General features: G+C 57.5%; 16 protein-coding genes. 6 read left to right on the top strand and 10 right to left on the bottom strand.

The genetic code is table 11. From position 1 onward, the window contains the following. Positions 1 to 244 precede the first annotated feature (244 nt). Positions 245 to 709 carry a hypothetical protein gene (locus tag QMX93_RS13630; protein WP_282356533.1) on the top strand — a complete coding sequence of 155 codons (465 nt, stop codon included), beginning with the start codon at positions 245 to 247 and terminating at the stop codon, positions 707 to 709. A 136-nt stretch (positions 710 to 845) separates the two neighbouring features. On the opposite strand, the gene QMX93_RS13625 is transcribed toward QMX93_RS13630, so the two are convergent. The 8 genes from QMX93_RS13625 to QMX93_RS13590 form a co-directional block, all read right to left on the bottom strand. After that, a complete protein-coding gene (locus QMX93_RS13625) occupies positions 846 to 1,826 on the bottom strand; it encodes a peptide ABC transporter ATP-binding protein (protein ID WP_282356531.1) in 981 nt (326 codons plus the stop codon). Further along, positions 1,826 to 2,794 carry an ABC transporter ATP-binding protein gene (locus QMX93_RS13620; RefSeq protein ID WP_129389065.1) on the bottom strand — a complete coding sequence of 323 codons (969 nt, stop codon included), beginning with the start codon at positions 2,792 to 2,794 and terminating at the stop codon, positions 1,826 to 1,828. Before QMX93_RS13620 ends, QMX93_RS13625 begins: the two co-directional genes overlap by 1 nt. A gap of 10 nt (positions 2,795 to 2,804) precedes the next feature. Beyond that, positions 2,805 to 3,731: an ABC transporter permease subunit gene (locus QMX93_RS13615; RefSeq protein WP_212544085.1), complete on the bottom strand. Its 927-nt coding sequence runs from the start codon at positions 3,729 to 3,731 to the stop codon at positions 2,805 to 2,807. Positions 3,732 to 3,742: 11 nt separating this feature from the next. Next, a complete protein-coding gene (locus QMX93_RS13610) occupies positions 3,743 to 4,753 on the bottom strand; it encodes an ABC transporter permease subunit (protein ID WP_053117067.1) in 1,011 nt (336 codons plus the stop codon). A gap of 73 nt (positions 4,754 to 4,826) precedes the next feature. Then, positions 4,827 to 6,422: an ABC transporter substrate-binding protein gene (locus QMX93_RS13605; protein WP_212544084.1), complete on the bottom strand. Its 1,596-nt coding sequence runs from the start codon at positions 6,420 to 6,422 to the stop codon at positions 4,827 to 4,829. 76 nt (positions 6,423 to 6,498) lie between these two features. Next, positions 6,499 to 7,917 (bottom strand): OprD family porin, encoded by a 1,419-nt coding sequence (locus QMX93_RS13600; protein ID WP_212549726.1) that lies wholly within the window; start codon positions 7,915 to 7,917, stop codon positions 6,499 to 6,501. A gap of 174 nt (positions 7,918 to 8,091) precedes the next feature. Next, positions 8,092 to 9,690, bottom strand: coding sequence for an ABC transporter substrate-binding protein (locus QMX93_RS13595; RefSeq protein ID WP_282356526.1), 1,599 nt, complete (start codon positions 9,688 to 9,690; stop codon positions 8,092 to 8,094). Positions 9,691 to 9,992: 302 nt separating this feature from the next. Next, positions 9,993 to 11,618, bottom strand: coding sequence for an ABC transporter substrate-binding protein (locus tag QMX93_RS13590; RefSeq protein ID WP_159815357.1), 1,626 nt, complete (start codon positions 11,616 to 11,618; stop codon positions 9,993 to 9,995). Positions 11,619 to 12,790: 1,172 nt separating this feature from the next. Here QMX93_RS13590 and QMX93_RS13585 point away from each other — a divergent pair. Continuing rightward, positions 12,791 to 12,979: a hypothetical protein gene (locus tag QMX93_RS13585; RefSeq protein WP_282356525.1), complete on the top strand. Its 189-nt coding sequence runs from the start codon at positions 12,791 to 12,793 to the stop codon at positions 12,977 to 12,979. A gap of 77 nt (positions 12,980 to 13,056) precedes the next feature. Next, positions 13,057 to 13,242 (top strand): hypothetical protein, encoded by a 186-nt coding sequence (locus QMX93_RS13580; RefSeq protein WP_282356524.1) that lies wholly within the window; start codon positions 13,057 to 13,059, stop codon positions 13,240 to 13,242. A gap of 115 nt (positions 13,243 to 13,357) precedes the next feature. On the opposite strand, the gene QMX93_RS13575 is transcribed toward QMX93_RS13580, so the two are convergent. Further along, positions 13,358 to 14,074 carry an SIMPL domain-containing protein gene (locus QMX93_RS13575; RefSeq protein WP_053117072.1) on the bottom strand — a complete coding sequence of 239 codons (717 nt, stop codon included), beginning with the start codon at positions 14,072 to 14,074 and terminating at the stop codon, positions 13,358 to 13,360. Positions 14,075 to 14,489: 415 nt separating this feature from the next. On the opposite strand from QMX93_RS13575, the gene QMX93_RS13570 reads away from it, so the two are divergent. Both QMX93_RS13570 and QMX93_RS13565 read left to right on the top strand, forming a co-directional pair. Beyond that, positions 14,490 to 15,752 (top strand): ATP-binding protein, encoded by a 1,263-nt coding sequence (locus QMX93_RS13570; protein ID WP_053117073.1) that lies wholly within the window; start codon positions 14,490 to 14,492, stop codon positions 15,750 to 15,752. Beyond that, positions 15,745 to 16,305: a response regulator transcription factor gene (locus QMX93_RS13565; RefSeq protein WP_003221630.1), complete on the top strand. Its 561-nt coding sequence runs from the start codon at positions 15,745 to 15,747 to the stop codon at positions 16,303 to 16,305. Before QMX93_RS13570 ends, QMX93_RS13565 begins: the two co-directional genes overlap by 8 nt. Before the next feature lie 65 nt (positions 16,306 to 16,370). On the opposite strand, the gene QMX93_RS13560 is transcribed toward QMX93_RS13565, so the two are convergent. Beyond that, positions 16,371 to 16,715 carry a hypothetical protein gene (locus QMX93_RS13560; RefSeq protein WP_282356522.1) on the bottom strand — a complete coding sequence of 115 codons (345 nt, stop codon included), beginning with the start codon at positions 16,713 to 16,715 and terminating at the stop codon, positions 16,371 to 16,373. Positions 16,716 to 16,964: 249 nt separating this feature from the next. Here QMX93_RS13560 and QMX93_RS13555 point away from each other — a divergent pair, with 249 nt between their 5' ends. Further along, positions 16,965 to 18,692 (top strand): ABC transporter ATP-binding protein/permease, encoded by a 1,728-nt coding sequence (locus QMX93_RS13555; RefSeq protein ID WP_053117074.1) that lies wholly within the window; start codon positions 16,965 to 16,967, stop codon positions 18,690 to 18,692. The last annotated feature ends 71 nt before the right edge of the window (positions 18,693 to 18,763 follow it).

The following is an 18,763-nucleotide window of genomic DNA, read 5'->3' as shown; positions in this document are numbered from 1 at the left end:
GCTGCGATCTTTTGATCTGGATTTTATCAATCAGAATCTAAAGATCGCAGCGTGCCGCAGCTCCTACAGTTTTAACAACGTGTTGTCCGGATCGAGCAAGATCGACTTTTCGTCTGGAGCCGTTTGTCAGATTTTCAGGATTATGTAGAGATACCTGTCAGATATGACAGTAGACGGTACGTCGTTGAGTCTTTAAGAATGTCCTTGCAGTCTTGGATTTTTTATGACTAAAAGGAATGACACTATGAGCTTTAAAAAAAGCGAGCATACAGTAGGGGAAATGACGATATCGGGGCTTGATGTTGGAGGTGTTACAACTGAAAATGTTTCAGCCTTGGTGATTAAAGACTATCCCCATTATCAGTTTGCAGGTATTTGGGGTGATGGCAAAAAGATGGTTTTGTATATTGATGCGCACCTTGAAAAAGACGATGTTTACGACATAGGGCCGGGAGAGGAAGGTTCGGTTGGGAGAGTCTCTTATGAGGATGGCAAGAAGTATTATGACGGCCGCTCCGGGACAATCACGATTACAGAATTCAATGGCGAGTTACAGCAGGTCAGCGTTTATGTTGACGTGCTGCTGGGGCGCGATGGCTCAGAAGAGAGTATTGCTGTCAGGATTAAGGGGGCGTTTAAAGGTTTTGACATGCATGGAAAAGACTCGCCTGAAGCGCTTGCTCTAATCAAAAGTGCAAGAATTTCTTAATATCTGTGAGCGCGACAGGTGCAGCCCTTTAATGTGGTGTATGACATTGAATTAAATAACACTTGTCTCCCTTGTTTAAGTTAGAAGAAATATCCACAGCTTGTTGAAACGCCCACCCTTAAGTGGGCGTTTTTTATTACGCCGCGCCGTCGAGGAATTGCTCGGCGTAGTGGCAAGCCACCTGCCGATTATCCAGCGGACGCAGTGCCGGTTCTTCGGTGCTGCAACGCTCGGTCGCGTACGGGCAGCGCTTGTGGAAAGCACAGCCTGGTGGCGGGTTCAGCGGGTTAGGCAGTTCGCCGACGATTTTGATTTTCGGCTTGTTCGGATCCGGGTGAATGGTCGGGGTCGCCGACAGCAGCGCCTGGGTGTACGGGTGCAGCGGGCGTTCGTAGATGTCGTTCTTCGGGCCCATTTCCACCGGGCGGCCGAGGTACATCACCATCACGTCATCGGCGACGTGTTGCACCACCGCCAGGTTGTGGGAGATGAACACGTAGGCGGTGTTGAACTCCTGCTGCAGATCCATGAACAGGTTGAGCACCTGCGCCTGAATCGATACGTCGAGTGCCGAAGTCGGTTCGTCCGCCACCAGCACTTTCGGTTGCAGCATCATCGCGCGCGCCAGGGCGATACGCTGACGCTGGCCGCCGGAGAACATGTGCGGATAACGCTGATAGTGCTCAGGACGCAAGCCGACCTGCTTCATCATCGCCTGGACTTTCTCGCGACGTTCGGCGGCGGACAGGTCGGTGTTGATCAGTAAAGGTTCGCCGAGCTGGTCACCGACTTTCTGCCGTGGATTCAACGAGGCGTACGGGCTCTGGAACACCATCTGCACGTCTTTGCGCAGTTGCTTGCGCTGAGCCTTGTCGGCCCCGGCGACTTCCTGCCCGGCGATTTTCAGCGAGCCGGACGAAGGCTCTTCAATCAGCGTCAACGCACGGGCGAGGGTGGATTTGCCGCAACCCGACTCGCCTACAACAGCGAGGGTCTTGCCGGCTTCCAGTTCGAACGACACGCCGTTGAGTGCGCGCACGGTCGCGTGACCCTTGAACAGGCCACGGGAGACTTCGTAGTGACGGGTGAGGTCGCGGGCGGTAAGTACGACGGCCATTACGCCACCTCCTGGTTCAGCGGGTAGAAGCAGCGGGCGAGGCTGTGGGCTTTCGGATCAAGGCCTGGACGCTGCGCGCGGCAGCTGTCCTGCACGTACGGGCAACGCGGCGACAGCAGGCAACCCTGCGGGCGGTCGTAACGGCCCGGAACGATGCCCGGCAAGGTCGACAGGCGTGAGGCGCCAAGGCTGTGCTCGGGAATCGCCTTGAGCAGCGCTTCGCTGTACGGGTGCGCCGGGATGTCGAACAGTTGCGGCACTTGGCCGACTTCCACGGCTTGCCCGGCGTACATCACGCAGACGCGCTGGGCGGTTTCAGCCACGACTGCGAGGTCGTGAGTGATCAGCACCAGGCCCATGTTCTGTTCTTTCTGCAACGCCAGCAGCAGATCCATGATCTGCGCCTGAATCGTCACGTCCAGAGCCGTGGTCGGTTCGTCGGCGATCAGCAGTTTCGGCTCGCCGGCAATCGCCATGGCGATCGCAACGCGCTGGCTCATACCGCCGGACAGTTGATGCGGGTAGGCGTCCATACGGCTGGCGGCGCCCGGGATTTCGACTTTTTCCAGCAGTTCGATCGCACGTTTGCGCGCTTGCTTGCCGGACATTTTCAGGTGCAGACGCAGCACTTCTTCGATCTGGAAACCGACGGTGTAGCTCGGGTTCAGCGCGGTCATCGGATCTTGAAAAACCATCGACAGGTCTTTGCCGACGATTTGCCGACGCTGACGGTTGCTCAGCTTGAGCATGTCTTTGCCGTCGAAGTTGAGCGAGTCAGCGGTGACGATGCCGGGATGCTCGATCAGGCCCATCAGCGCCATCATGGTCACGGATTTACCCGAGCCCGATTCGCCGACGATGGCCAGTACTTCGCCTTTGTCGACTTTCAGGTCGAGGCCGTCGACCACCGGGGTCGCGGTCTTGTCGCCGAAGCGAACGTTGAGATTCTTGATTTCTAGCAGTGACATGGGAATCTCCTCAGGCGGCGTTCTTGAGTTTCGGGTCGAGCGCATCGCGCAGACCGTCGCCCATCAAGTTGATTGCCAGCACGCTGAGCAAAATGGTCAAACCAGGCAGGCTCACCACCCACCAGGCGCGCTCGATGTAGTCGCGGGCCGAAGCCAGCATGGTGCCCCACTCAGGGGTTGGCGGTTGTACACCAAGGCCGAGGAAGCCCAACGCAGCGGCATCGAGAATCGCCGAGGAGAAGCTCAGGGTCGCCTGAACGATCAGCGGTGCCATGCAGTTCGGCAGCACGGTGATGAACATCAGGCGTGGCAGACCGGCACCGGCGAGGCGCGCGGCGGTCACGTAGTCGCGGTTCAGTTCGCCCATCACGGCCGCACGGGTCAGACGCACGTAGGACGGCAGGGAAACCACAGCAATCGCAATCACGGTGTTGATCAGGCCAGGGCCGAGGATGGCGACAATCGCCACAGCCAGCAGCAGCGACGGCAGGGCCAGCATGATGTCCATCAGACGCATGATGGTCGGGCCAATCATCTTCGGGAAGAAACCGGCGAACAGACCGAGGAGGATCCCCGGAATCAGCGACATCACCACCGACGACAAACCGATCAGCAGCGACAGGCGCGAGCCCTGAATCAGGCGCGACAGCAAATCACGGCCGAGTTCATCGGTGCCGAGCAGGAACTGAATCTGCCCGCCTTCAAGCCACGCCGGCGGCGTCAGCAGGAAGTCGCGGTATTGCTCACTCGGGTTGTGTGGGGCGACCCACGGCGCGAACAGCGCGCAGAAAATCACCAGCAACATGAACATCAGGCCGGCGACCGCGCCCTTGTTCTTGGAGAAGGCTTGCCAGAATTCTTTGTACGGAGACGGGTACAGCAGGCTTTGATCCGCGGTGGTGGCGGACGTCGCTACTGAGGAAGTTGGAGTGCTCATTGGATTGGACCTCAGCGCTGATGACGGATGCGTGGGTTGGCAAAGCCGTAGAGGATGTCCACTACGAAGTTGACCAGAATCACCAGGCAGGCGATTAACAGGATGCCGTTTTGCACAACCGGGTAGTCCCGGGCGCCGATGGCTTCGATCAGCCATTTACCGATGCCGGGCCAGGAGAAAATGGTTTCGGTCAGGACTGCACCGGCCAGCAGCGTGCCGACTTGCAGGCCGACCACGGTAAGTACCGGAATCAGCGCGTTACGCAGACCGTGGACGAACACCACGCGCGACGGCGACAGGCCTTTGGCCTTGGCGGTGCGGATGTAGTCTTCGCGCAGTACTTCGAGCATCGACGAACGGGTCATCCGCGCGATCACCGCCAGCGGAATGGTGCCGAGCACGATGGCCGGCAGGATCAGGTGATGCAGCGCGTCGAAGAACGCCCCGACGTCATCGGCCAGCAGCGTGTCGATCAGCATGAAACCGGTGCGCGGCTCGATGTCGTAGAGCAGGTCGATCCGCCCGGAAACCGGCGTCCAGCCCAGGCTCACCGAGAAGAACATGATGAGGATCAGGCCCCACCAGAAGATCGGCATCGAATACCCCGCGAGGGAGATGCCCATCACCCCATGGTCGAACAGGGATCCTCGCTTGAGTGCCGCAATCACCCCGGCCAGAAGCCCGAGAATGCCGGCGAACAGCAGGGCGGCCATGGACAGTTCCAGGGTCGCCGGGAATAGAGAGGAGAACTCGGTCCATACGCTGGTGCGCGTGCGCAGGGATTCACCGAGATCGCCTTGAGCCAGTTTACCGATGTAGTCCAGATACTGGGCATACAACGGTTTGTTCAGACCTAGGCGTTCCATTGCCTGAGCGTGCATTTCGGGGTCGACCCGACGTTCGCCCATCATCACTTCCACGGGGTCGCCAGGGATCATGCGAATCAACGCGAAGGTCAGCAAGGTGATGCCGAAAAACGTGGGGATCAATAACCCCAGTCGGCGGGCAATAAAACTAAACATCTTGTGTAGTACCTCATCAGCCGGTTAGGCGTGCCCGGCGTCCCTGGGGTCAGGGACGCGGGGAGTTTCTTATCTACTTCACCTGGGTGGTGGCGAAGTTATTGGTTGTGAGAGGGCTGATTTGATAACCCTCTACGTTGTTGCGCATTGCCGTGAACATCCTGGTGTGGGCCATGCTGATCCATGGCTGATCCTGATTAAACAGCACTTGCGCCTGTTCGTAGAGCGCGGCGCGTTCGGCCGGATCTACTTTAGCCCGTGCTTCATCCAGCAGTGCCTGGAATTTCTCGTTGCACCAACGTGCATAGTTTTCGCCGTTCTTGGCCGCTTCACAACTGAGCATAGGCGTCAGGAAGTTATCCGGGTCGCCGTTGTCACCCGCCCATCCGGCAGACACCATGTCGTGCTCGCCGTTCTTGGCGCGTTTAAGCATTTCGCCCCATTCCATCACACGGATGTCGATTTTGATCCCGACTTTCGCCAGATCAGCCTGCATCATTTGCGCGCCGAGCATCGGGTTCGGGTTGGTCGGGCCGCCGCCGTTACGGGTAAACAGAGTAAACACGGTGCCTTCCGGTACTCCGGCTTCCTTGAGCAGGGCGCGGGCCTTGTCCAGATCGCGTGGTGGGTTCTTCAGGTCGTGGTTGTAGCCGAGCAAGGTCGGCGGGTAAGGGTTGACCGCTACGGTAGCGTTGCCCTTGCCGAACAGCGCGTTGACGTAGGCTTCCTTGTCGAAGGCGATGTCGATGGCCTTACGCACGCGCACGTCGCTCATGTATTTGTGCGTGGTGTTCATGGCGATGTACGAGACGGTCATCGCGTCGAGTTCTTCGACTTTCAGGTTGCTGTCTTTCTTGATGCTCGGGATGTCATCCGGCTTCGGATACAGCGCGACCTGGCACTCATTGGCCTTGAGCTTCTGCAGGCGCACGTTGTTGTCAGTGGCGATCGCCAGAATCAGCGCTTCGGCTGGTGGCTTGCCACGGAAGTAGTCCGGATTGGCCTTGAAACGAACCTGCGCATCCTTGGCGTAACGCTGGAAGATGAACGGGCCGGTGCCGATCGGCTTGCTGTTCAGGTCGCCGGTCTTGTTGGCCTTGAGCAACTGGTCGGCGTATTCGGCCGGGTAGATCGAGGAGAACGCCATCGCGATGTCGGCCAGGAATGGCGCTTCGCGGCGGGTCAGGGTGAACTTGACCGTGTTGTCGTCGACTTTTTCTACGCTTTTCAGCAGTTCTTTGAAGCCCATGCTTTCAAAGTACGGGAAGCCCACGCTCGACAGTTTGTGCCACGGGTGATTCGGATCCAGCTGGCGCTGGAAGCTCCAGACCACATCGTCGGCGTTCATGTCGCGGGTCGGCTTGAAGTATTCGGTGGTGTGAAATTTGACGCCTTTGCGCAGATGGAAGGTGTACGTCAGACCGTCTTCGCTGATGTCCCAGGATTCGGCGAGTGCCGGGATCACTTCAGTGCTGCCGGGTTTGAAATCGGCCAGGCGGTTGAAGATGGTTTCGGCCACAGCGTCTGCCGTGACTGCAGTTGTGTACTGAACCATATCGAAGCCTTCCGGGCTGGCTTCGGTGCAGACGACCAAGGGCTTGGCCGAGACGCCAACAGCGACACTCAGCAACGCAGCCGCGATGGCCGCACGTAGGGGAAGCATTTTCATCGATAACCCTCTGCAATCGGTTGAAGACAAAAAGCCGAACGGCCGACTCATCATGAGTCAGCCGTCGGCAGGCGTGTTACAGAATGTTGAACGGAATGGTGGTCACCAGACGGAACTCGTTGATGCTGCCGTCAGCCTGGTTTTCGCTGGCACGGTGAGCGGTGTAAGTGCCGCGAACCGTAGTGGCTTTGAGCGGGCCGCTCTGTACCGCATAGGTTGCACCGATGCCGTATTCATAGTGGGTTTCGCCGTCCATCGCCTGCACGCCGTCGTAGCCGCCACCCTTGTAGTGAGTGCCGTCGATGCCCCAGCCGCGCGCCTGGTAGATGTTGAATTTCAGGCCTGGCACGCCGTATTCGGCCATGTTGATGCCGTAGGAAACCTGGAAGGATTTCTCGTTCGGGCCGTTGAAGTCGGACAGCAGGGAGTTGGCCAGGTAGATGCCGTTGGTTTCGTGCAGGTAGTCGAAGTACTCGTTACCGTTCACTTCCTGATACGAGAAGGTCAGGGTGTGGGCCAGGTGAGTCAGGCCGAACGACAGCGAGTAGGTGTCGTTGTCGATTTCGCCCAGCAGCTTTTTGCCTTCGTCGACGGTTTTGTAGTAGTTCAGGCCGGTGGTCAGGCTCAGTACCGAGCTGTCGCCCAATACGTGCGTGGCGCCGAAGTAGTACTGGTTCCAGATGTCTTCGGCCTGCGTGCCCCAGAGGCTGGTGGTCAGGCTGGCGAATGGCTGGTAGGAAATACCGGCGGTGTTGACGTGATCGGATTCCACCCGGCCGTTGCCGTACTCAGTGCGGAATTTTTGCAGGCTCTGCTCCGAACGTGGCGAGACGCGGTCGAAGGTCGCCACGTCGAACGCCAGGTTGTTGAGCTCTTCGCTGTGGATCGCGACACCTTCGAAGCTCGAAGGCAGGGCACGGTTACCGATCACGTCGACTTGCGGGCTGCTGAAGTTCATGCGGCCGGCGGTCAGGGTGGTGTTGGAAACACGCGCCTTGATGTTGGCCAGGCCCAGTTTGCTCCACTGATCAACGGCGTCGCCGTTGTCTTTGTGGGTCAGGGTACGGTTGTTACCGGAGGCCGGGCCGGTTTTCGGCGCGCCGCCATTACCGGAGGCCAGGTTCTCGCGATCACGCTCCAGCGCGAGGGCGTTGTAGGCCGCGATTTCAGTGCTGAAGCCGACAGTACCCTCGGTGAAGCCCGAGTTGTACTTGACGATGGTGCCCTGAACCCAGTTGATCCGGCGGTCGGTCTCAGCCAGTTGACCGTCCTTTTTGTAGGCGAACTTGGCGCCACGCTTCAGTTGCTCGTTGGCGTACCAGTTACGGGTCGAACCGCTGATCGATTGACCTTCGACGAAACCGGTGGCTTCCGCCTGGGCGCTCTTGTCGTTGATCGTCACCGGGGTGAACGCCTGGCTCTGGGTTTCCGCATAAGCGGTTGCGGTGATGCTGCTTATGGCCAAGGCCAGTATCGCGGTGCTGCTCAGTTTCATGGGTGAAGCTCCTTTACTTTCTTTTTATGCCGGCTTTTTTGGGTTGGCCGGTTATTGGTTTAGAACTCATTCACACATCGCAAACGTTTGCCAATTGCCTGATTGGCGAATTTCGGCAAAGCGCTTGCGTGAGGGGCTAGACGGGCCCCTCAGCGTTGCGGCTAATCGGTTGGGTTAATCGATGCTGACACCCGAGAAAACGTTGCGTCCGAAGGGGCTCACCTTGAACCCTTCGATTTTCGTGCTCAGCGGCTGGTTGACCGTCGAGTGGGCGACAGGCGTGATCGGCACTTGCTGTTTCAGCAACTGCTGAGCCTGTTTATAGAGAACGGTGCGCTGGTCGCGGTCGGTGACGACCTTGGCCTGTTTGATCAGCTTGTCGTACGCCGGATCGCACCACATGGAGTAGTTGTTGCCGCCAATGGCGTCGCAGCTGTACAGCGTGCCGAGCCAGTTGTCGGGATCACCGTTGTCGCCGGTCCAGCCAATCAGGCTGATGTCGTGCTCGCCATTCTTGGTGCGCTTGATGTACTCGCCCCATTCGTAGCTGACGATTTTCACTTTCAGACCGATCTTGGCCCAGTCAGCCTGGAGCATTTCGGCCATCAGTTTGGCGTTCGGGTTGTACGGACGCTGCACCGGCATCGCCCACAGGGTGATTTCGGTGCCTTCCTTGACGCCCGCAGCCTTGAGCAGCTCTTTGGCTTTTTCCGGGTTGTAGGCGGCGTCTTTGATGCTGTCGTCGTAAGACCACTGGGTGGGTGGCATGGCGTTGACGGCCAATTGGCCGGCGCCTTGATAAACAGCGTTGAGAATTCCTTGTTTATTCACCGCCATGTCCAATGCCTGACGCACTTCGAGCTGATCGAACGGCTTGTGGCGGACGTTGTAGGCGATGTAACCGAGGTTGAAACCCGGTTTGGAGATCAGTTGCAGTTTCGGATCGTTCTTCAGCGCGTCGACATCGGCCGGACGCGGATGCAGGGTGATCTGGCACTCGTCAGCCTTGAGCTTCTGCACGCGCACGGAGGCGTCGGTGTTGATCGCGAAAATCAGGTTGTCGAGTTTGACCCGGCTCGGATCCCAGTACTGCTTGTTGCCGGTGAAGCGGATGTTCGAGTCTTTCTGATAGCTCTTGAACACGAACGGCCCGGTGCCGATCGGCTTCTGGTTGATGTCGCTCGGTTTGCCGTCGGCCAGCAGCTTGTCAGCGTATTCGGCGGACAGAACGGCGGCGAAGCTCATGGCGAGGTTCTGGATGAACGCGGCGTCGACGCTGTTGAGCGTGAACTCCACGGTCAGCGGCCCGGTCTTCTCGACCTTGGCGATGTTCTTGTTCAGGCTCATCCCGTTGAAATACGGGAACTCGGTCGGATAAGCCTTACGGAATGGCTGCTGTGGATCAAGCATGCGATTAAACGTGAACAGCACGTCGTCGGCATTGAAGTCGCGGGTCGGCTTGAAGTACGGCGTTGTATGAAATTTCACACCTTCACGTAAGTGAAACGTGTACTTGAGACCATCCTCGGAAATGTCCCACTTGGTGGCCAGACCCGGTACGACATTGGTCTCGCCTTTTTCGAACTCGACCAGACGGTTGTAGATCGGTTCGGCGGCATCGTTATCGGTGGCCGTGGTGTATTGCGCGGTGTCGAAACCCGCGGGGCTGCCTTCAGAGCAGAACACCAGACTTTTGCTGGCGGCGAAACTCGCGGACGTGGCGGCCATCAGGCCGGCGCCCAGCAATGCGGAAAAAACCAAGGTATGGCGCATGACGCTCCCTCTTTTTTTAGTGTTGTGCAATGCGCCGCGTCTCGTCCTGAAACGTTGTGGTCGCATTGAGCTCAATCCAATACGTACGGCAAACCGGTGGCCCACGCAGAAACTGGTCAGAACCCGACGGTATTTGCCGTGGGCCTGGCAGTAAATGCGTAAAAGCCTGAAAACCTCGTAGGAAAAGGCGACGCGGCCCCCCCCCACTGCAGGTGTCTGCAGCGGAATCGGCTGTAGGCAAATTCCTAACTTCCCGGCAGGTAAAACAGCGGCGACGTCATAAACGTCGCCGCTGCAGTGCCTTATTTGCTGACGCTGACGCCGTAGAAGGAATTCAAGCCGAATGGGCTGATCTTGAAGTCCTGCACGTTGGCGCGCATGGGTTGGTACACCGTCGAGTGAGCGATAGGTGTCATTGGGACTGCATCTTTGAGGACGTGTTGTGCCTCCTTGTACAGTTCGGTGCGCTTACCTTGGTCGGTTGTACGCTTGGCTTCTTTAACGAGGCCGTCGAACTTCTTGTCGCACCACTTGGAGAAGTTGTTGCCGCTGAGCGAGTCGCAGCCGAACAGCACGTTCAGCCAGTTGTCCGGATCACCATTGTCACCGCTCCAGCCAATGATCATGGCCTGGTTCTCGCCACCTTTGGAGCGCTTGATGTACTCGCCCCACTCGTAGCTGGTGATCTTCACTTTCAAGCCGATCTTGGCCCAGTCGGACTGGAGCATTTCGGCCATCAGTTTAGCGTTCGGGTTGTATGGACGCTGAACCGGCATCGCCCACAGAACGATCTCGGTACCTTCCTTGACGCCGGCTTCCTTGAGCAGCTGTTTGGCTTTCTCAGGATCGTACTTGGCATCTTTAATGGTGGTGTCGTAAGACCACTGGGTCGGCGGCATGGCGTTGACGGCCAGTTGGCCCGCGCCCTGGTAAACCGAATCGATGATCTGTGGCTTGTTCACCGCCATGTCCAGCGCCTGACGCACGCGCAGGTCAGCCAGTGGGTTGGCCTCGTTGCTGCCTTTGACCTTGTCCATCACGTTGTAGGCGATGTAACCCAGGTTGAAGCCGGCCTGGTCAGGCATCTTCAGTGCTGGATCTTCTTTCAGCGCTTTCAGGTCGGCCGGACGCGGGAACAGGGTGACCTGGCACTCGTTCTTTTTCAGCTTCTGAATACGTACCGACGGGTCGGTGGTGATGGCGAAGATCAGGTTGTCGATCTTCACGTCTTCAGGCTTCCAGTAGTCCTTGTTCCCGGTGTAGCGGATGTTGGAGTCTTTCTGGTAGCTCTTGAACACGAACGGGCCAGTGCCGATCGGCTTCTGGTTGATGTCGGCGGCTTTGCCTTCCTTGAGCAGCTGGGCAGCGTACTCGGCGGATTGCACCGACGCGAAGCTCATGGCCATGTTCTGGATGAACGCTGCGTCGACTTCTTTCAGGGTGAACTTGACGGTGTGGTCGTCGACTTTATCGATCTTGGTGATGTTGGTGTCCATCCCCATGTCGGTGAAGTACGGGAATTCGGTCGGGTACGCCTTACGGAACGGGTCATCCTTGTTAATCATGCGATTAAAGGTGAACAGCACGTCGTCGGCGTTGAACTCACGAGTCGGCTTGAAATACGGGGTGGTGTGGAACTTGACGCCTTCACGCAGGTGGAAGGTGTAAGTCAGGCCATCGTCGGAGATGTCCCACTTGGTCGCCAGACCAGGAATCACAGCGGTGCCGCCGCGTTCGAACTGGGTCAGACGGTTGAACATGGTTTCAGCTGAGGCGTCGAAGTCGGTTCCGGTGGTGTACTGGCCCGGGTCGAAACCGGCCGGGCTGCCTTCGGAGCAGAACACCAGGTTAGTCGCAGCGGATGCGAAAGGTGCGGAGGCTAACAAGCCTGCGCCGACTAGAAACGGAATGACCGCGTGTTTAAGCATGTTGGCCTCATGATTTGTTGTCATTTTTTAGTAGTGAGGTACGACCTCGTGAGTCGTGCCTGCGGATACTTATGCAGGGGCCATACCCATTGCAAGATCCAGAGTGTGTGCGAGCGTTAAACGGTGGCACGTACGTACCTTAATGTCGCATCTGTGTAAGTTTTGACGCATTTGACCGTTTGCGCGGGTTTTTTACGGTGCAAATGGAGCCCCAAAACGGTGCGTTGGTCACGTTGTGTGCGCCGGGGTGGGGCTGGGTGTTACTTATTTATACTGTTGGTTTTTGTAGGATTTTTCTGAGGTTTGGGTGGGGGCTTGGTGGGGGTTGGGTTGGGGATTTTTTTGGAGGTTGTACTGGGTGCAACTGGGGTGCTTCTTTTGGTAGCGCCTTGGGTGAATATCCGGTTTTTCGGGTGTTGCGGATTATGGTTCCGCCCTTACGGCGGGTCACTTTGGCAAACGCCGGAGTGCCGGCCCAGCCCAAAGTAACCAAAGGTCTATGCCCTGACGTCCGGCCCTCGCTAGGGCTCGGGTTCCTTCGCTTCGGGTTCATCCGGGGGCATCGCCTACGGTTTGCTTCGCTGCACCTCCTCTCGATGCTTTCCCCGTATGAATCCCTCCCGCTCAGCCTCCCGACGGGCTCTAAGATCAAAAGCAGGCGAGCTGACACTCGGCCTAATTGAGTGCGAGTTCGCCGCGATTCCATGTAGGAGCTGCCGAAGGCTGCGATCTTTTGATCTTCGTTGGATTCGCCCCTCACCCCCAGCCCTCTCCCGAGGGAGAGGGGGCCGATGGTGGGCTTCTCAAAATCTGAGTTCGACTCGATATCTCACGTCGGCGTACCTCGCCCATACTCCCCGATCAGTCCCCTCTCCCTCTGGGAGAGGGCTAGGGTGAGGGTTTGCTTTTGGCTGTTTAAGTTTGCATCCGTGTTTCAGGGGCGAGTTCAGACTCTAGTGCACTGGAAGGACTTACTTTCGCTCACTGTTTTCAAATATAAAACGGAAGATATTTATTTCGAATAGTTCTCCGAACTTTACGTATTTCGACGGCTACCTGTTACTTCTGACAGTAGACGGATTTTCTGATGTTGGGTTGAATGCCACTGCGCCTGTGCGTTTTTTCTTTTACGGGCATCGATGGATTGCAGAACATCTACAGGAAGGGATGATATGAGTTACCCAATTGTAACTGACTATAAAGGCTTCGAGATTCACGAAAATAACCCAAGCGATGCAGGGGATCATTTTCAAGGGTTTTACGCGGACGGTCGGCAATTTACCGGCCTTTGCAAATCCAGATCCGAGGTTGAGCACCTGATTGATGCCAGCCGAGCATACATCGGCCGTGCAGGCGAGTAACTGTCTTGTAAACCAGACGGATCACTGATGCATAGTGATAAAGAGTGTTTACCACTTTTTTGCACGGAGTGATGGTTATGAACTATCCAAAAGTTATCGAGTACAAAGGGTGTTTGATTAAAGAATATGACCCGCAGTATCAGGCTAACTCTTTTCAAGTGTGTTACATGAACGGGGAACCTATGGGAGGGCTGGAGAAAACCTTAGCTGATGCGAAAGCGCAAATCGATGACATGGATGTTAGTTATTACGATGAAAGTTGAGTCGATGGGGAATGTTAATTAGTTCATAGTCAGATCTGGCCAATCTGCTCTGCAAGTCACAAAAAAACCGGCAATCACTGCTGATCGCCGGTTTTTCATTCAGCCCAAAATCAAATCACTGCATCAACACTTCAATCGAGCCATCCGCCGTCATGCTGACCTGGCTTGTACCCGCTTCAACTTCCGGCGTTACCGGCGCTGCATCCATCGCCGCCGCTTTCATCATCATCGGGGCGCGCAGGTACGGTTGTGGGTAACCGTTGCTGTTGAGGTTCAGGTTGACGATTTTGTAGCCCTTGCCGCCGAGTGCGTCGGTGGCCAGTTGGGCGCGGTTTTTGAAGGCGGTGACGGCTTCTTTGAGGAGTTTGTCTTCGCTGGCCTTGCGGGTCGGGTCGGCGATGGCGAAGTCCATGCCGCCCATTTTCAGGTCGCCCAGCAGTTCGCCGGTGAGTTTGGACAGGGCGGCGAAGTCGGAGCTTTCCAGGCGCAGTTCGGCGCGTTCACGCCAGCCGGTGATCTTTTGGCCTTTGGTGTCGTAGATCGGGTAGCTGTTGCGGCTGCCCTGGCGCAGGGTGATGTCTTTGACTTGTTTGGCCTGGCCGAGGGCCTTGTTCATGGCGGTGCTGATGTCGGCGGCGAGTTTGGCCGGGTCGGTGTTTTGTTCTTCGGTGTAGAGGGTGACGATCATCAGGTCGCGGGCGACTTCCGTGCTGACTTCGGCGCGCAGGGAGATCTGGTTGTAGTGCAGCTCATCGGCGGCCAGGGCCGGGAGGCTGGCGACGCTGCCGACGGTCAGGGCGAGAAGGGCGGCGCTGCGGCGAAATGTGTGCATGAAAGCTCCTTGATGAGGGCGCAGGTGATGGTTCGGGGGCCTGCGTGAAACCATCAGACTCTAGCTTTTATGATCCGGTTCGCCCAGTTACAACTTCTATACAGATACCGCGGATCCCAAGTTCAGAGAGCTTTTGTGGCGAGGGGATTTATCCCCGTTCGGCTGCGCAGCAGTCGCAAATCCGGCTGATGCGGTATGTCTGGTTGAATGAGGTCGCATGATTTGGGGCGGCTTCGCCACCCAGCGGGGATAAATCCCCTCGCCACAATTGATCTCCGATAGCCCCCGGAATTTTCTTCAACTCAGATGAATTCTCCATCGTCGCCATGTGGTCGTTTGCCGCACTTTCGCCTCTCAAGCCCGCGGCTTGGTTATACTCCGTGCGATCCGCCTGGAGCGCTCATCAGGAGAGCTCATGCTCGCCCCCGTACAACTGACTTCCGCCACTCGCCAGAACCTCTGGCGGTTGACGTTCATCCGCACCTTGGTGCTCGCCGCGCAGGCTGGCTCCGTAGGCTTGGCCTACTGGCTGCAGCTGTTGCCGTTGCCGTGGGTGCAACTGGCGATGACCCTCGGCTGCTCGACGCTACTTTGCGTGTTCACCGCCGTGCGCCTGCGCACCTCGTGGCCGGTGACCGAGCTCGAATACGCGCTGCAACTGGCCTGTGATCTGGTGATCCACAGTGCGCTGCTGTATTTCTCCGGCGGTTCGACCAACCCGTTCGTTTCCTATTATCTGGTGCCGCTGACCATCGCTGCGGTGACGCTGCCATGGCGTTATTCGGTGGTGCTGTCGGGTATCGCGCTGGCCTTGTACACGGTGATGCTGACGCGGTTCTATCCGCTGGAAACCTTGCCGATCGCCCGTGAAAACCTGCAGGTCTACGGCATGTGGCTGAGCTTCGCACTCGCCGCTGCGGTCATCACCTTCTTCGCTGCGCGCATGGCCGAAGAGCTGCGCCGTCAGGAAGAGTTGCGGGCGATTCGCCGTGAAGAAGGTCTGCGCGATCAGCAGTTGCTCGCCGTTGCGACGCAAGCCGCCGGCGCTGCCCATGAACTCGGCACGCCGCTGGCGACCATGAGCGTGCTGCTCAAAGAGATGCAGCAGGATCACCCCGATCCGCTGCTGCAGGACGATCTGAAAGTGCTGCAAGATCAGGTCAAACTCTGCAAGGAAACCCTGCAGCAACTGGTGCGCGCCGCCGAAGCCAATCGTCGTCTGGCGATCGATATGCAGGACGTCACCGACTGGCTCGATGAGGCGCTTAATCGCTGGCACCTGATGCGTCCCGAGGCGAGCTATCGCTTCCATCGTCTCGGCCAAGGCACGGTACCGCGCATGGCGCCGCCGCCGGATCTGACCCAGGCGCTGCTCAATCTGCTGAACAACGCCGCCGACGCCTGCCCGGAAAACCTTCAGGTAACCCTGGATTGGGATGCCGAAGACGTCACCATCAGTATTCGTGACCACGGCGCCGGTGTGCCGCTGGCCATCGCCGAGCAGATCGGCAAACCGTTTTTTACCACCAAGGGCAAAGGTTTCGGCCTGGGCCTGTTTTTGAGCAAGGCCAGCGTGACACGCGCCGGCGGCTCAGTGAAACTCTATAGTCATGAGGAAGGCGGCACGCTCACCGAGCTGCGCCTGCCCCACGGCGCCCGAGGAGACCAACATGAGTGACGAAATCCAAGTCGAAGGCGAAGAACTGCCGCATTTGCTGCTGGTCGATGACGACGCAACGTTCACCCGCGTCATGGCCCGCGCCATGGCCCGTCGTGGCTTTCGCGTCAGCACCGCCGGTTCCGCCGAAGAAGGCCTGACCATCGCCCAGGCCGATCTGCCGGACTACGCTGCGCTCGACCTGAAAATGGACGGCGACTCCGGTCTGGTGCTGCTGCCCAAGCTGCTGGAGCTGGATCCGGAAATGCGCGTGGTGATCCTCACCGGTTATTCGAGCATTGCCACCGCGGTCGAAGCGATCAAACGCGGCGCCTGCAACTACCTGTGCAAACCGGCCGACGCCGACGACGTGCTGGCCGCGCTGCTCTCCGAGCACGCCGACCTCGACAGTCTGGTGCCGGAAAACCCGATGTCGGTCGACCGCCTGCAGTGGGAACACATCCAGCGGGTGCTCACCGAGCACGAAGGCAACATCTCCGCCACTGCCCGCGCCCTGGGCATGCACCGCCGCACCCTGCAGCGCAAACTGCAGAAGCGTCCGGTTCGTCGCTGACGTCTGATTTCACCGGCTCGACTTCACAAGGAAGCAACCCGGCTTCGCAGGTTGCTCCCTTGTCGTCACTCTTCGACTAAAAAGGTGGTTTTAGGCGAAGAGAAGTGTCTGCCACTGCCGTCATTCAGAAAAACGTCATATTGGACGTACATTGATATGCCTAAATAGGGCTCCATGTCCTCTTTCAGCCACTTCACATCAGCGTCCAACAGCGGCGAGATGTGTTCGGGGGCCTGATCGGATTTTGATGGGGTAGCGTAGTTAATCCAAAAGGATCTGAGCGATGTGTTCGGGTATTCGGAAAACACCTTGAAGTAAAAAAACGGCCCGTCTATTGCGCTAAGTTTCAATATTCCGTTTTTGATGTGTTCACATGTGGGAGCCTGGATCGGGTCTCGAATGTCTACCATGATGAATTCCCTTTGACGTTCAGGTTGGCTCTGCGCAACGCAAGAGGTCAACGCAGTCGATCACAGCTGAATTTTGCCTTCTACTGTCAACTCTGACAGTCGTGACTAGCGGTATGTGCTCTGTTTGCCTGGCCGAAACTCCTCTGAATCTGAACAATCCCTGAATGAGCCTGTCCCACCCTCGCGATAATTCGCCCCGATCTACTATGATCGGTGCGTGTCTGTTCTTTTCTATATCGAGCCTTTTCCATGAATCAGAACGCTGAATATTCCGCGGTCAACGATGCTGTGCGCGGGCAGTTTTTTCGCAAGGTGTGGGCGATCATCACGCCGTATTGGCGCAGTGAAGAGAAGGGCAAGGCCTGGACGCTGTTGATTGCCGTGATTGCGCTCTCGCTGCTCAGCGTGGGCATCTCGGTGTGGTTCAACACCTGGTACAAAGACTTTTATAACGCGCTGCAAAAGAAAGACGAGGCGGCGTTTTGGCAATTGATTCTGTACTTCTGCGGCATTGCCGCCGTGGCGATTATCGGCGCGGTGTATCGGCTGTATCTGACCCAGATGCTGACGATTCGCTGGCGTGCCTGGCTCACCGAGAAGCATTTTTCACGTTGGCTTTCCGACAAGAATTACTACCAGTTGGAGCAGGGCGGTTATACCGATAACCCGGACCAGCGGATTTCCGAAGACCTCAATAACTTCACTTCCAACACCCTCGAGCTGGGCATCGGCCTGCTGCGTAATATTGTCAGTTTGGTGTCTTTTTCTATTATTTTGTGGGGCGTGTCGGGCAGTATCGAAGTCTATGGCGTGACCATTCCCGGCTACATGTTCTGGTGCGTGCTGGTTTACGCGATCGTCGGCAGTTGGCTGACGCATTTGATCGGGCGTCGCTTGATCGGCCTGAACAACCAACAACAACGCTTCGAAGCCGACCTGCGTTTTTCCATGGTGCGGATTCGTGAGAATGCTGAAAGCATCGCGTTGTACAACGGCGAACCGAATGAAAATCGTCGCTTGAGCGGCCGCTTCGGCAATGTCTGGCACAACTTCTGGGACATCATGAAAGTGTCCAAGCGCCTGACCTTTTTCACCGCCGGTTACAGCCAGGCGGCGATCATTTTCCCGTTTATTGTGGCGTCGCCGCGTTACCTTGCCGGCAAGATCGAGCTCGGTGAACTGATGCAGATCAGCTCGGCGTTCGGCAACGTGCAAGAGAGTTTCAGCTGGTTCATCAGTGCCTATCAGAGCCTCGCTTCGTGGCGCGCCACGTGTGATCGTCTGCTGAGTTTCCGTCAGGCGATGACCGATAACGAAGAGCGCAAGCCTGCGATTGATGTGCAGAATCAGGGCAGCGAATTGAAGGTGCACAACCTCGGTCTGGATCTGGCCGACGGTCGTCATCTGCTGACCAGCGCCGACATGACCGTTGAACCGGGTGATCGAGTGATGCTCAGCGGGCGTTCCGGCAGTGGTAAATCGACACTGCTGCGGGCGATGGGGCATTTGTGGCCAGCGGGGCACGGCAACATTCGTCTGCCGGCGGCGCGTTATCTGTTCCTGCCGCAAAAACCGTATCTGCCGATCGGCACGTTGCGCGAAGCATTGAGTTATCCACAACCGAGCGAGACCTACGCGCCTGAGCGTTATGCCGAGGTGCTGGAAACCTGCCGCTTGCCACATCTGGTGGCGCGACTGGACGAAGCCAATCACTGGCAGCGCATGCTGTCGCCGGGTGAGCAGCAACGACTGGCCTTCGCCCGCGCGCTGCTTTATGCGCCGCATTGGCTGTACATGGACGAAGCCACATCGGCGATGGATGAAGAAGACGAGGCGACGTTGTATCAGGCGTTGATCGATCAGTTGCCGGGGTTGAGCATCGTCAGCGTCGGCCACCGCAGCAGTTTGAAACGTTTCCATCCACGGCACGTGCGCATAGACAGTGGCCATCTGGTGGAGCAACCCGTCACCGCCTGATCCCACACAAATCCCCTGTAGGAGCAGAGCTTGCTCGCGAAGACGTCATGCCAGCCGAAAAACAGGCTGAC

This window comes from Pseudomonas sp. PS01303 (assembly GCF_029959385.1).
GTDB lineage: Bacteria > Pseudomonadota > Gammaproteobacteria > Pseudomonadales > Pseudomonadaceae > Aquipseudomonas > Aquipseudomonas rustica.
Note: the sequence above shows the minus strand (reverse complement) of the source record. Positions and strands in the feature narration are given on the sequence as shown.